The organism is Pseudomonas sp. EL_65y_Pfl2_R95 (assembly GCF_963971045.1).
In the GTDB taxonomy this organism is placed as follows: domain Bacteria; phylum Pseudomonadota; class Gammaproteobacteria; order Pseudomonadales; family Pseudomonadaceae; genus Aquipseudomonas.
Map to the genome: position 1 here is coordinate 1,314,257 of NZ_CAXAOV010000001.1, position 12,450 is coordinate 1,326,706.

13 protein-coding genes are annotated in these 12,450 nt (G+C 55.7%); 6 read left to right on the plus strand and 7 right to left on the minus strand.

Annotated features, from left to right (window positions below; translation table 11 throughout):
* The first annotated feature begins 195 nt into the window (after positions 1-195).
* Complete coding sequence (gene mscL, locus AACY09_RS06250; protein WP_339486675.1) at positions 196-600, plus strand: large-conductance mechanosensitive channel protein MscL; 405 nt, start codon at positions 196-198, stop codon at positions 598-600.
* Positions 601-750: 150 nt separating this feature from the next.
* Here mscL and AACY09_RS06255 read toward each other — a convergent pair whose 3' ends face one another.
* On the minus strand, positions 751-1,527 hold the full coding sequence (locus AACY09_RS06255) for a ferredoxin--NADP reductase (protein WP_339486676.1): 777 nt from the start codon (positions 1,525-1,527) through the stop codon (positions 751-753).
* Between the two features lie 159 nt (positions 1,528-1,686).
* Between AACY09_RS06255 and AACY09_RS06260 the strand changes: the two genes are divergently transcribed.
* From AACY09_RS06260 to AACY09_RS06275, 4 genes are all read left to right on the plus strand, one after another.
* Positions 1,687-2,823 (plus strand): class I SAM-dependent methyltransferase, encoded by a 1,137-nt coding sequence (locus AACY09_RS06260; RefSeq protein WP_339486678.1) that lies wholly within the window; start codon positions 1,687-1,689, stop codon positions 2,821-2,823.
* A 153-nt stretch (positions 2,824-2,976) separates the two neighbouring features.
* On the plus strand, positions 2,977-3,774 hold the full coding sequence (locus tag AACY09_RS06265; protein WP_339486679.1) for a transporter substrate-binding domain-containing protein: 798 nt from the start codon (positions 2,977-2,979) through the stop codon (positions 3,772-3,774).
* 84 nt (positions 3,775-3,858) lie between these two features.
* A complete protein-coding gene (locus AACY09_RS06270) occupies positions 3,859-4,806 on the plus strand; it encodes an amino acid ABC transporter permease (RefSeq protein ID WP_445323773.1) in 948 nt (315 codons plus the stop codon).
* A gap of 19 nt (positions 4,807-4,825) precedes the next feature.
* On the plus strand, positions 4,826-5,551 hold the full coding sequence (locus AACY09_RS06275) for an amino acid ABC transporter ATP-binding protein (RefSeq protein ID WP_339487089.1): 726 nt from the start codon (positions 4,826-4,828) through the stop codon (positions 5,549-5,551).
* Positions 5,552-5,777: 226 nt separating this feature from the next.
* Here the strand turns inward: AACY09_RS06275 and AACY09_RS06280 are convergent, their stop codons facing one another.
* The 5 genes from AACY09_RS06280 to AACY09_RS06300 all read right to left on the minus strand — a co-directional run bounded on the left by AACY09_RS06280 (position 5,778) and on the right by AACY09_RS06300 (position 10,212).
* Positions 5,778-5,918: a DUF2474 domain-containing protein gene (locus tag AACY09_RS06280; RefSeq protein ID WP_339486681.1), complete on the minus strand. Its 141-nt coding sequence runs from the start codon at positions 5,916-5,918 to the stop codon at positions 5,778-5,780.
* A gap of 10 nt (positions 5,919-5,928) precedes the next feature.
* On the minus strand, positions 5,929-6,939 hold the full coding sequence (gene cydB, locus AACY09_RS06285; protein ID WP_339486682.1) for a cytochrome d ubiquinol oxidase subunit II: 1,011 nt from the start codon (positions 6,937-6,939) through the stop codon (positions 5,929-5,931).
* Positions 6,940-6,941: 2 nt separating this feature from the next.
* Positions 6,942-8,369 carry a cytochrome ubiquinol oxidase subunit I gene (locus tag AACY09_RS06290; protein ID WP_339486683.1) on the minus strand — a complete coding sequence of 476 codons (1,428 nt, stop codon included), beginning with the start codon at positions 8,367-8,369 and terminating at the stop codon, positions 6,942-6,944.
* A gap of 290 nt (positions 8,370-8,659) precedes the next feature.
* A complete protein-coding gene (locus AACY09_RS06295) occupies positions 8,660-9,235 on the minus strand; it encodes a nucleotidyltransferase family protein (RefSeq protein ID WP_339486684.1) in 576 nt (191 codons plus the stop codon).
* Between the two features lie 5 nt (positions 9,236-9,240).
* Positions 9,241-10,212 carry an XdhC family protein gene (locus AACY09_RS06300; protein WP_339486685.1) on the minus strand — a complete coding sequence of 324 codons (972 nt, stop codon included), beginning with the start codon at positions 10,210-10,212 and terminating at the stop codon, positions 9,241-9,243.
* Positions 10,213-10,581: 369 nt separating this feature from the next.
* Here AACY09_RS06300 and AACY09_RS06305 point away from each other — a divergent pair, with 369 nt between their 5' ends.
* Positions 10,582-11,844 carry an MFS transporter gene (locus AACY09_RS06305; RefSeq protein WP_339486686.1) on the plus strand — a complete coding sequence of 421 codons (1,263 nt, stop codon included), beginning with the start codon at positions 10,582-10,584 and terminating at the stop codon, positions 11,842-11,844.
* Here AACY09_RS06305 and AACY09_RS06310 read toward each other — a convergent pair.
* Positions 11,841-12,395 carry a DJ-1 family glyoxalase III gene (locus AACY09_RS06310; RefSeq protein WP_339486687.1) on the minus strand — a complete coding sequence of 185 codons (555 nt, stop codon included), beginning with the start codon at positions 12,393-12,395 and terminating at the stop codon, positions 11,841-11,843. The genes AACY09_RS06305 and AACY09_RS06310 overlap by 4 nt on opposite strands.
* Positions 12,396-12,450: the final 55 nt, after the last annotated feature.

Below are 12,450 nucleotides of genomic sequence, written 5' to 3' on the forward strand. Positions count from 1 at the left end.
TGTTTACCTTCAGCCTAGTCGAGCCTGCAGGCTCTGCTTGCTCACACCCAAAGGCGAAGGCGTCAATTTTTTTAGCACTGACGCTCCAAAAAAATCGGGCAGCCACATTTTTGACGAAGCACGGACGATCTTGTGGCTAAATGCAATTGAGTGTTTAAAATAAACCTACAACCATAGATCGCAGGGATTGGAAACATGAGCATTATCAGTGAATTCAAAGCTTTTGCCGTTAAAGGCAATGTGGTCGACATGGCTGTCGGTATCATCATCGGCGCGGCGTTCGGTAAGATTGTTGCATCCTTCGTGGGCGACCTGATCATGCCGGTATTGGGTGTAATGATCGGCGGTGTCGATTTCAGCGACCTCGTTGTGGTCCTCAAGGCGGCGCAGGGCGATATCCCAGCCGTGACCATGAACTACGGCAAGTTCATCCAGACGCTGGTGGATTTCCTGATTGTGGCCTTCGCTATCTTTATGGCCATCAAGGTCATGAATAGCCTCAAGCGCAAGGAAGAAATCGCCCCGACAGTGCCAGCGGCGCCAACCAAAGAACAAGTGCTGCTGACTGAAATCCGCGACCTGCTGAAAGATAAGGTCTGACAACGGGTCGACGCGTATTTGCTACCGCTCCCGAAGGGTGGTCGACGCCTTTTTCGGCCACCACTTCCGCAGGCACATTTGATTATCAATTGAGCCTCGGTGGCCAAGCTTCGCGTTGACACACCCTACCAAAATCACTACTCACGCCATCTACCAATAATTTTCCACAGCGACTTGGCCGGGCCTGCGGGTCAGACTCAATTGCATATCGCGCTTTTTCAAAAGCTGGCGCAGATCATCAATCATCTGCGGGTTGCCGCAAAGCATCACCCGCGAGTGTTCAGCATCCATCGCCACACCTGCAGCTCTCTCTAGCTCGCCGTTCTCAAGCAACGCTGTAATACGTTGATTAAGGCAGCCGGCAAGCGACTCACGGGTGACTACAGGCACATAAACCAGCTTGTGGGCATGCTCAGCCAAATGTTCCAAGGTGCTGAGCTGTTCAATCAGTTGCTGATACGCCAGCTCCTGCGCCGTGCGTGCGCTATAGACCAGAATAATTCGCTCAAAGCGCTGCCAGACCTCAAGGCCTTGCAGGATCGACAGAAATGGCGCCAAGCCTGTACCGCTGCCGATCAGCCATAGATCACGGCCATCAATAAATCGATCCAAGGTAAGAAAGCCAAAGGCTTGCTTATCCACCAGCAAGGTATCGCCAGCGGACAACCGACTCAGTTCGGAGGTGAACTCACCGTCCGGCACCACGATTGAAAAAAACTCAAGATAGTCATCGTGCGGCGCAGAAACCATGGAGTATGCCCGCCAGACAACTGTGCCATCCGCCTTGGTGACGCCTAAGCGCGCGAATTGCCCGGCGGTAAACCTAAACCCAGGATCACGCGAACAGCGCAAACTGAATAACGTCGGCGACCAAACCTCTACATGGCTAAGGGTTTGCCGGGTGAATTTGTCATCACTAGCGCTCATAAAGCTCCCACGTGCATTGGTGGTTGGGCCCGGGCGTTGCCCATGCACTATTGCTGCACGGTGACTGGCGTAAAACAGCTAAGCTATAGCCTTCTAACCGCCCGGCCCATCTGCCTGCAGTGTCGCGCACTTTTTCGTTGATAAAAACCAGCAGCTTATATGCCTATATTTGTTACGCCTTTTGCCGAGCTTGCGTTGATCCGCCAGCCAGAGCAGTCCCATGAAACCCTGCAGGCGTTTGATGCCGCAGACGAATACCTGCTAACCCAGTTCGCCGAACAAGGTGTTGACGCAGCACTTCGCGTGTTGATCCTCAATGACAGCTTTGGCGCGCTTGCCTGCTCCCTCGCAGCCATCCCGGACAATCGCCCGCAGATTATCAGCAGCTCAGACTCACATCTGGGGCATATGGCGCTGCACATCAATCTGCTGCGTAATCAGTTGGCCGCAGACACTGTCACCTTCATGCCCGCTGAACAGGCCCCACAAGGGCCGTTTGACCGCGTGTTGATCCGCATCCCCAAGACCCTCGCGCTACTCGAGGAGCAGTTGATTCGCCTACACGACCAGTTAGCACCCGGCGCTCAGGTTGTGGCGGCGGGTATGGTCAAACATTTGCCGCGTGCGGCCGGTGATCTGCTGGAAAAATACATCGGCCCGGTTCAGGCCTCATTGGCGGTCAAAAAAGCGCGTCTGTTGCTGGCGACCCCAGAGCAAAAACCGCAACCAGTCTCGCCCTACCCCAGTCGCTACACCGTGGAAAAGCCGCCACTCAACTTGATCAACCACGCCAACGTATTCTGTCGCGAAGGACTCGACATCGGCACCCGCGCATTCTTGCCGCACCTGCCTAAAGCGCAAAGTCCGCTGCGCGTGGCTGATTTGGGTTGCGGCAACGGCGTGCTGGCGATTGCCTATGCGTTGAGCAATCCAGAAGCGCAGATGACGCTGGTTGATGAGTCGTATATGGCGGTGCAATCAGCTCGGGAAAATTGGCACGCAGCACTGGGGGAGCGCGCTGCGGATATCCGCGCCGGCGATGGCCTGGCCGACCAACCGGCAGAGACATTGGATCTGGTGCTGTGCAACCCGCCCTTTCATCAACAGCAAGTGGTGGGCGATTTTCTTGCCTGGCGGATGTTTCAGCAAGCCCATAACGCGCTGGTAACGGGTGGCGAACTGTGGATCGTCGGCAACCGCCATCTGGGCTACCACCAAAAGCTCAAGCGCCTGTTTCGTGGCGTCGAACAAGTGGCGTCGAACCCGAAATTTGTCATTCTCAAGGCCATTAAGTAACTGATAACGACGGATTTCTCTCTGAGCGACCTGCGGTTGACCTAGGTCTTTTTCATTCAAGGCTTAACCTGTTATAACAAAGGCGCCTTTACAAAAGGCAGATGCCAACTAATAAGAACGCAATAATGCGCTCAGAAGAATAAGGACTCTCACATGAGAAAATTTTTCACCGGCTTGGCGATTACCGCCAGCCTGCTAGGTGCTTCAATCACAGCTCAAGCGGGTCCAGTTCTTGACGACATTGTTAAGTCAGGGGAGCTTAAAATCTGTTTCGACGCGGGCTACATGCCGTTCGAAATGAAAAGCAAAAACGGCGAATTTATCGGCTTCGATATCGACATGGGCAAATTGCTCGCCAAGCAGATGGGGGTTAAATACGTTCCGGTCAATACCGCTTGGGACGGCATCATTCCAACCCTGTTGACCGGCAAGTGCCACATGATCAACGGCGGCATGACCATCAACACCCAGCGCAATATGCGGGTGAACTTTGCTGATCCCTACATCGTAATCGGCCAGAGCATTCTGTTGAACCCTAAACTCAAGGGTAAAATCAACGACTACAAAGACCTTAACGATCCGCAGTACACCATCACCACCAAACTCGGTACCACCGGTGAGCAAGCGGTCAAGCGTCTGCTCAGCAAAGCCAAGATCAACGTGTTCGAAACCCAGTCGGATGCGGTGCTTGAAGTCACCAATGGCAAGGCTGATGCCTTCATCTACGACTTGCCGTTCAACGCGATCTACTTCGCCCAGAATAAAGACAAAGTCGTTCACCTGAACAAGCCATTCACCTTCGAGCCACTGGGCTGGGCTGTTGCCCAGGGCGACCCGGAAATGCTCAACCTGCTGAATAACTTCCTGCGTCAGATCAAGGGTGAAGGCACCTACGATCGTCTCTACTCGAAGTGGTTTGAAAGCGACACCTGGCTCAACCAGGTTCAGTAACACCATCAGGCCAGACTGACCCTCTGGCCTGATTTCCACATGCCCCGCGCGTTACCGCAAAACCTAAATTTTCAGGAGGTCACTTTGTTGACCAGTCCCCGACGCTGGCTTTGGCACGGCTTATCCGTACTTATAATTGCGGGCCTAATGGGCACGCTGTACATGGCCTCGAAGCAGATCAACTACAGCTGGCAATGGGCACGTGTGCTGCCTTACATCGTCAACACCGCCCCGCTCGATCTACGCGCCAGCGGTAATGGCACCATCACTGACGTGACTCAGGATGCAATCACCCTCACCCTGGACGACGGCGGCAAAACGCAAGTTTTCAAGGAATACGACCAAGCGGTTGCCAGCCAGGGCGACCTGATATTCGAAGGTGATGTGATTGCCCGCACGGTGGAATGGCGCGCCGGTCCACTGCTCAACGGCTTATGGGTAACGCTGAAAATTTCAGTGATCTCACTGTTTTTCGCCACCTTGCTCGGTCTGGCCGCTGGCTTGATGCGAATATCCCACAATCCCGCCTGTCAGAATCTGGCGTTTGCCTATATCGGCCTGATTCGCGGCACACCGCTGCTGGTACAGATATTCATCATGTACTTTTTCGTCGGCACCATGCTCAACCTCGACCGTTTCTCGGCTGGGGTGATGGCGCTATCAATCTTTACCGGCGCCTATATTGCCGAAATTGTGCGCTCGGGTATCCAGTCGATTTCCCCCGGGCAAATGGAAGCTGCGCGCTCGCTGGGCATGTCTTATCCCAAGGCCATGACTCACGTTATTTTGCCGCAAGCGTTCAAGCGCACCCTGCCGCCGATGGCTGGCCAGTTGATCAACCTGATCAAGGATTCTTCACTGGTCTCGGTGATCGCCATTACCGACCTGACCAAAGCTGGACGCGAAGCCATCAGCGGCAGTTTTGCGACGTTTGAAGTGTGGATCACCGTTGCCGGCCTTTACCTGATTCTAACGACGATACTGTCGTGGATTGTTCGTCGCATTGAAAAGAGGTTAGCCGCCAGTGACTGAAGCCTACACCGGCAATGACATGATCATTGCCACCCAAGTCAACAAGATCTACGCCAATGGCTGCCATGCGCTCAAGAACGTCAGCGCGACCATTGCCCGCGGCGAAGTGGTGGTAATCATTGGGCCTTCGGGCTCAGGCAAGTCGACCTTTCTGCGAGCACTCAACCAGCTTGAGCAGATCAACGACGGTCAGATCATCATCGACGGCATCAATATGTATGCCCCCGGCACCAACATCAACAAGCTGCGTGAGCGCGTCGGCATGGTGTTTCAGTCGTTCAACCTGTTTCCGCATAAAACGGTTAAAGGCAATGTCATGCTGGCCCCGATCAAGGTCGCCAAACGTGAGCCTAAGCAGGCCGAGCAAGACGCCGAAAAGCTGCTGAAGCGGGTGGGTCTGGCTGACAAGCTGAATGTTTATCCGGCGCAGCTCTCTGGCGGGCAGCAACAGCGTGTCGCCATTGCCCGCGCACTGGCAATGAACCCCGATGTGATGTTGTTTGATGAACCTACATCAGCGCTCGACCCGGAAATGGTCGGCGAAGTGCTGGATGTGATGAAAAGTCTGGCCCATGAAGGCATGACCATGGTGGTGGTCACCCACGAAATGGGGTTTGCCCGCGAAGTAGCGGACCGCGTGCTGTTTATGGAGGACGGAGAGCTGTTGGTGAGCGATACACCGGACAACATCTTCAGCAGCGCCAAGCACCCACGTTTAGAGCAATTCTTGTCGAAGCTCCTGTAGGGCGGTCGATGCCTTTTTCGGCCACCATTGCGGTCTCGAATATTCGGGTATATCTGCACGGATAATGGTGGCCAAGCTTCGCGTTGACGCACCCTACAACGGCCCCGTTGGCGCCCTAACATGTGACGCTCCGTAGGGTGAATGACGCTCTTTTCATCCACCATTACGCTCTCGGATATTCGCCTTGCCACAGCCTACGAGGCCACCGTTGCCGGTGCTGATATTCCTAGCTGGTCATCCCTGCTGCGCTCATAAACCAGCGCAGCAACAATGACACAACGCCCAGAGCCGCCACGCTGCCCGCCCAGATCGCCACCAGCCAGCCTATGCGCTGATACAAGGGTTTCTTCTGCTGGGTGCCGGTCATGCTGCGCTCCTTAATGGTAGCCATGTTCATGGGTGATCTTGCCGCGGAAGACGTAGTAGCTCCATGCGGTATACATCAGGATAAACGGGATGATAAACAGCGCCCCAACCAGAATAAACGCCTGGCTTTGCGGCGGCGATGCCGCGTCCCAGATGGTCACGCTGGGTGGAATGATGTTTGGCCACAGACTCAAGCCCAAACCGCTGTAGCCCAGGAAGATCAGGCCAAGGGTCAACAAAAACGGTGCGTAATGCTGACGCTTTTGCACGGCTCGCCACAACGCCCAGGTACAGAGCAGAACCAGAATCGGCACCGGCGACAGCCAGAACAGATTAGGCAGGCTGAACCAGCGCTCGGCAATTTCGGGGTGGGCCAAAGGCGTCCACAAGCTGACGATACCGGTAACGGCCAGGACCACCAGAATCAGCGGCTTGCCCAAGTCATGCATTTGTTCTTGCAGGCGCCCCTCGGTTTTCATGATCAGCCAGGTGCAACCCAGCAAGGCATAGGCGGCCACCAACGCCAGACCACAGAACAGCGCAAAAGGCTTGAGCCAATCCAGTGGACCGCCGGCATAAGATCGGCCAACCACTTCGATACCATCGATATAAGCGCCAAGCGTGACGCCCTGAAAGAAGGTCGCGGTAATTGAGCCACCAATAAACGCTTTATCCCAGATATGCCTTTTATGGGCCTTGGCTTTGAAGCGGAACTCAAAGGCCACGCCACGGAAGATCAAGCCGAGCAACATAAAGATCAGCGGCAGGTAAAGCGCCTCAAGCACCACGGCATAAGCCAGAGGGAAAGCACCAAACAAGGCCGCGCCACCCAATACCAGCCAGGTTTCATTGCCATCCCAAACCGGCGCCACCGAGTTCATCATCAGGTCACGTTCGCTGTCATCCTTAACGAATGGGAACAGGATGCCGATGCCCAGATCGAATCCATCCATGACCACGTACATCATCACACCAAAGGCGATGATCACAGCCCAGATATGCGAGAGATCTATGCCGACCATGTTCAGCTCCTTTCAGTCTGAGTGTCTTCGTTATCATCCGGCGCAGCAGACAGCGGACGAGCCGGGGTGCGTTGCTGGCCTGGGCCACCTTCCTGATGGTTGGTGCCTTCTACAGGCACAGGCCCTTTGCGCACCAGACGCATCATGTAACCAAACCCTGCACCGAACAGGGCAAAATAGACCACGACAAAAAGTACCAAGGTCACGCTCATCTGCATCACGGTATGATTTGAAACAGCATCCGAGGTACGCATCAAGCCGTATACCACCCAAGGCTGCCGACCAATCTCAGTGGTAAACCAACCCGCTAGAATCGCGACAATGCCTGAAGGCCCCATCCACAGCGCCAGGTTCAGGAAAGCGCGGTTTTCATACAGCTTGCCCCGCGGTCGGAGCAACAACGCCCAAGCCCCTGTCAAAATCATCAGCAAACCGAGGCCGACCATGACCCGGAAACTCCAGAAGACCACGGTCGAGTTAGGACGGTCTTCCTTGGGGAATTCTTTAAGCGCAGGCACTTGTTTATCGAGACTGTGGGTCAGGATCAGGCTGCCGAGTTTGGGAATCTCGACCTTGAAGCGCGTCTCTTCACGCTCCATATCCGGCCAACCAAAGAGAATCAATGGCGTGGCTTCACCTGGCGTATTTTCCCAGTGGCCTTCAATGGCCGCGATTTTTGCCGGCTGATGTTTCAGGGTATTGAGGCCATGAAAGTCACCAATGACCGCCTGAATCGGCGCCACAATCAAGGCCATCCACATCGCCATCGACAGCATTTTGCGAATCGCAGGCGTGTCACGACCACGCAGCAAGTGCCAGGCAGCAGATGCCCCGACAAAGAATGCAGTAGCCAAGAACGCGGCAGTTGCCATGTGCAGGAGGCGATAAGGGAACGAGGGGTTGAACACCACCGCGAACCAATCGACCGGGATAACCCGGCCATCAACAATTTCGAAACCCTGTGGCGTCTGCATCCAGCTATTGGACGCGAGGATCCAGAATGTCGAGATCAGCGTACCGATAGCAACCATCAAGGTAGAGAAAAAGTGCAAGCCTGGGCCGACGCGGTTCAAGCCAAAGAGCATGACCCCGAGAAAACCCGCCTCGAGGAAGAACGCAGTGAGCACTTCGTAAGTCAGCAAGGGGCCAGTGACGGCACCGGCAAAGTCTGAGAACGCGCTCCAGTTAGTACCAAACTGGTAAGCCATAACCAGACCTGAAACCACGCCCATACCAAAGTTAACGGCAAAGATTTTCGACCAGAAGTGATACAAATCCATGTACACACTTTTGCCAGTTTTCAGCCACAAGCCTTCGAGAACAGCCAAGTAGCTGGCCAAACCGATGGTGATTGCAGGAAATATAATGTGAAACGAGATGGTGAAAGCAAACTGGATCCGGGCTAACTCCAATGCCTCTAAGCCAAACATGGCGCGTCCTCAATCAGGTTATACAAAACCTCGCATCATTCGAGGCCTGCCAAGTGATTCTCTAGACTCTGATCGTCAAATGACGTCAGGGTTCTTATAACTAACAGTAGGAATGAGGCAATGCGCGCTCCTTCGCAATTGAGTGGCGGTGAAAACCGCGTGCCCCGCTAAAAGCCAAGCACTGATCAGTATCATTACAGGATAATCCCATAGCGGTTTACTCGGGATTAAGAGTAGCTGCAAACTGGGGAATCATCGCTGTGGTTGTTTGTCGCGATCAGCGCTGATGTTCAGCGCAGCGCCTCTGGACGGTCAACATCGAGCAGGGTTGCAGCATCGTCAATCGCCACGCCGATACAATCGTTGGCATGCTCCTGTAACAGCGCCTTGGCACCTTGGTCGCCCTTTAGCCGCTGTAATTGCGGCCAATACTGCCGCCCGAATATGACCGGATGACCACGCTCACCCTTGTAGACCGGGTAAACAATCTTCGCACTGTCAGCCGTTTGCACCAGCCGTTGCAATGTGAGGTCCGCTAGCCAAGGCATATCCCCCAGCAACACGGCAATTGCTCGCGCTTGAGGGTGCAGCGCCGCCACCTCGGTAATTGCCGCCGCCAAACTGTTGCCCATGCCTTGATCGGCATCGACGCAGCGCACGACGGCTGTTTGCTCAGTGAGCCCAAGCGCCAGCGGATCGTCGTCGTCACGCAGGACCACATAAAGCTGAACGAAATGCCGCTGAGCGTGGCCAACAGTTGCGGCCAGCAATCCTTGGCCATCACTGAGTTGGGCCAGGCGCTTATCACTGCCAAAGCGCCGCCCTCGCCCTGCGGCCAGCACCACGGCGATAACGTCGCTGGCCACGCTGTTCAGAGCTGGTCCTTGGCAATACCATTGCGCAGGCGGACGATGTCGGCCAGTACTGCCAAGGCAATTTCAGCAGGTGTCTTGCTGCCAATATTGAGGCCAATAGGCGCCTGGATACGCGCCAGATCAGCCTCACTCAGCCCGCCTGAGTGCAACAAGCGCGCAAATCGCTTCTGGGTGGTTTGTGGCGATCCCATAACGCCGATATAGAATGCGTCGGTACGCACCGCTTCGATCATTGCCAGATCATCGATTCGCGGGTCGTGGGTCAGCGCCACTACGGCGGTGTCGGCGTGGCAACCGCCCGCAGCGATCACCATCGAGGGTAATTCACGGCGGATCTCGATGCCCGGCAATTCAACGCCTTCCAGCACATCATCGCGCGGGTCACAGAGCACCACTTCAAAACCCAGGGTTTTACCGAACTCTGCGCAGACATGTGCCACGCTCGAATAACCCGCCAACAGCAAGCGTTGCGCCGCGCCAATCCGGATCTGCAAGGTATCTAACTCACGGCGCACCCGTGGGCCGTGCTCGACATCCGCACTCAATTGCCACGTACCTTGGGGCACCGTGACCGAGCGTAACAACCGACGCTGGCCGAGCAAGGCGCTTTGCAATTCACGCAAATGCGCCTGCACCTCACAACTGGGGGCGAGATTTTCCACCAGCACTTCCAAGACCCCACCGCAGGGCAGGCTGACATTGGAGTGACTGTCAGTGCCGTCACCGTAGCGCACGATGATTGCCGGTTCAGGAAAGGCGCCTTCACTCACTCGCTGGAGAAAATCATCTTCTACACAGCCGCCAGACAGCGAGCCCAACCAACCGCCCTGCTCGTTGACGACCAATAAAGAGCCGGGCGCCCTGGGCGCGGAGCCATAGGTGAATAATACGGTACACAGCCAAATCCGCTGCCCGGCCTGCGACCACTGCAATGCCTGACGAATCACCAATAAATCTAAATGCTGCATCGAGTGCTCTCTGCAAAAAATCGAGCGATCGCCATTATAAACGGGCCGAGCGCGAACACGGCAACAGAAGCTTGTCCTCCGGAGTTAACCAATAATAGAAGGTGGCTGCGCAAATGATGGCCGTTGTAGGGTGCGTCAACGCGAAGCTTGGCCACCGGGGGTTTACCAATAATCGCCTGTGCCTGCCTAAATGGTGGCCGAGAAGAGCGTCGCCCCCCCTACCAGAGCGTTAGCCGCAGGAGCTTCATGGTGGATAAAAAGAGCGTCATAAACAACGGCAGTGACAAGCCAAAATAATACCCGCAGGAAGCTGAAATAATTTGTTTCAGTTAGACTCTGCTCCCCGCCCAAGCCCGAGCTAAAGCTGTTATGTCAAACACCACGCCTGCCTTGCTACGCCACCATCGCCCCTTTATCGCGTTCTGGCTTGCCCGTGTGGCAACCGCCAGCGGCTTTCAGATGCTCACCGTTGCGATTGGCTGGCACATCTACAAGCTCACCGGCAGTGTGCTTGACCTCGGCTTGGTTGGCTTAGCCGAGTTTCTTCCCCGTGTGCTGTTTATGTTGCACACCGGCCACGTTGCAGACCGCTACAACCGGGCGCGCATTGCCGCCATTTGCCAGACGGTGCAGGCCCTTATTGCGCTGGCGTTGGTGATCAGCAGCTACAGCGGTGATATCAGCCGCGAGATGATATTCCTTCTGGCGTTTAGCTTGGGCGCGGCACGAGCGTTCGAAATGCCCGCCACTCAGGCGCTGTTGCCGCGTCTGGTACCGCCTGCGTTATTTCCGGCGGCGGTTGCAGCATCGGCATCAGCCATGCAAACCGCAACCATCGTCGCCCCCGCCTTGGGCGGCTTTCTGTTCGCTTTCGGCAGCATTTGGGTTTACGTGCCTACGGCAATTCTTTATGCACTGGCGTGCGGCTTGATGCTCAGCCTGCCCAAACACCCCGCCCAGCAAAGTCAGGAAAAAGCCTCGCTAAACAATCTGCTGGCAGGCATTCGCTTTATTCGTAGCCGCCCGGATGTGTTTGGCGCCATCTCACTTGATCTATTTGCAGTCTTACTGGGTGGCGCCACGGCGCTACTTCCGGTGTTTGCCAAGGACATTCTAATGACAGGTCCGTGGGGGCTGGGCCTGCTGCGTTCAGCTCCCGCCGTTGGTGCGTTGCTGATGTCGTTCTGGCTAGCGCGGTTTCCGATCAATCGTCAGGTCGGCAGAACCATGTTCACCGCCGTTGCTATTTTTGGCGTGGCTACCATCGCTTTCGGCTTGTCGACGTCATTCTGGTTTAGCTTACTGGTGTTGGTGGTGCTGGGCGCAGCGGACATGATCAGCATGGTGATTCGTGGTGCTTTTGTGCAGCTGCAAACACCTGATGCCATGCGCGGCAGAGTCAGTGCCGTGAATGGTTTGTTTATCGGCGCCTCCAACCAGCTCGGCGAGTTCGAGTCCGGGCTCACCGCGCATTGGCTCGGCACCGTGCCCGCCGTGGTGCTCGGAGGGGTCGGCACGCTGTTGGTCACGGGCACCTGGATCAAGCTGTTCCCGACACTGGCGCAGCGAGATACCTTGGAGCAGACCGAGCAAGAACTGGCCGCTACAAAACAGTCCAGCGCCAGCGTTTAAAGCACGCGCATGTCTGCGGCGACTTGGCGGCGCTGGGCTTTACTCAACAATTGTTCAACCAATGTCAGGGCGAACTCCAACGCGCTGCCGGGCCCTTGGCTTGTGATGCAGTTGCCATCGACCAGCACCGGCTGATCAACAAAGACGCAGCCAGAAAGCCGATCACTAAAGGCCGGATAACAGGTCATACGGCGCTGGCGCAATACCCCATATTGCTGCAGGGCAAGCGCAGGTGCCTCGCCAATGGCCGCGAACAACAGCCCGGCTTTGGCTTGCTGCCTTACCCGCTCCGCGAGTGGTGGGTGTTCGGCCAAACGCTCGGCGCCGGGCATGCCGCCCGGCAAGGCAATCAAATCAAAACGCTGCGCCAACACGTCAATCAGCATGGCGTCGGCTGTTAACCGGGTGCCCCGTTCGCAGGTAATCATTCGCCGGCCTTCTATACTGGCCACTATCACCTCAATGTCAGCTCGGCGCAGGACATTAATCAATGTCACACATTCAAGCTCATCAACGCCATCGGCTACCGCAATTACGGCACGTACAGTCATCTGCTTATCCTCGACCAGACAGAACCCAAATACTCAGTCGGGTCATAAATTCACC

What these genes read in the sequence shown, in the direction of transcription:
- mscL (WP_339486675.1), top strand. Translation starts at nt 196, where the DNA reads ATGAGCATTATCAGTGAATTCAAAGCTTTTGCCGTTAAAGGCAATGTG.
- AACY09_RS06255 (WP_339486676.1), bottom strand. Translation starts at nt 1,527, where the DNA reads ATGAGCGCTAGTGATGACAAATTCACCCGGCAAACCCTTAGCCATGTA.
- AACY09_RS06260 (WP_339486678.1), top strand. Translation starts at nt 1,687, where the DNA reads ATGCCTATATTTGTTACGCCTTTTGCCGAGCTTGCGTTGATCCGCCAG.
- AACY09_RS06265 (WP_339486679.1), top strand. Translation starts at nt 2,977, where the DNA reads ATGAGAAAATTTTTCACCGGCTTGGCGATTACCGCCAGCCTGCTAGGT.
- AACY09_RS06275 (WP_339487089.1), top strand. Translation starts at nt 4,826, where the DNA reads ATGATCATTGCCACCCAAGTCAACAAGATCTACGCCAATGGCTGCCAT.
- AACY09_RS06280 (WP_339486681.1), bottom strand. Translation starts at nt 5,918, where the DNA reads ATGACCGGCACCCAGCAGAAGAAACCCTTGTATCAGCGCATAGGCTGG.
- cydB (WP_339486682.1), bottom strand. Translation starts at nt 6,939, where the DNA reads ATGGTCGGCATAGATCTCTCGCATATCTGGGCTGTGATCATCGCCTTT.
- AACY09_RS06290 (WP_339486683.1), bottom strand. Translation starts at nt 8,369, where the DNA reads ATGTTTGGCTTAGAGGCATTGGAGTTAGCCCGGATCCAGTTTGCTTTC.
- AACY09_RS06300 (WP_339486685.1), bottom strand. Translation starts at nt 10,212, where the DNA reads ATGCAGCATTTAGATTTATTGGTGATTCGTCAGGCATTGCAGTGGTCG.
- AACY09_RS06305 (WP_339486686.1), top strand. Translation starts at nt 10,582, where the DNA reads ATGTCAAACACCACGCCTGCCTTGCTACGCCACCATCGCCCCTTTATC.
- AACY09_RS06310 (WP_339486687.1), bottom strand. Translation starts at nt 12,395, where the DNA reads ATGACTGTACGTGCCGTAATTGCGGTAGCCGATGGCGTTGATGAGCTT.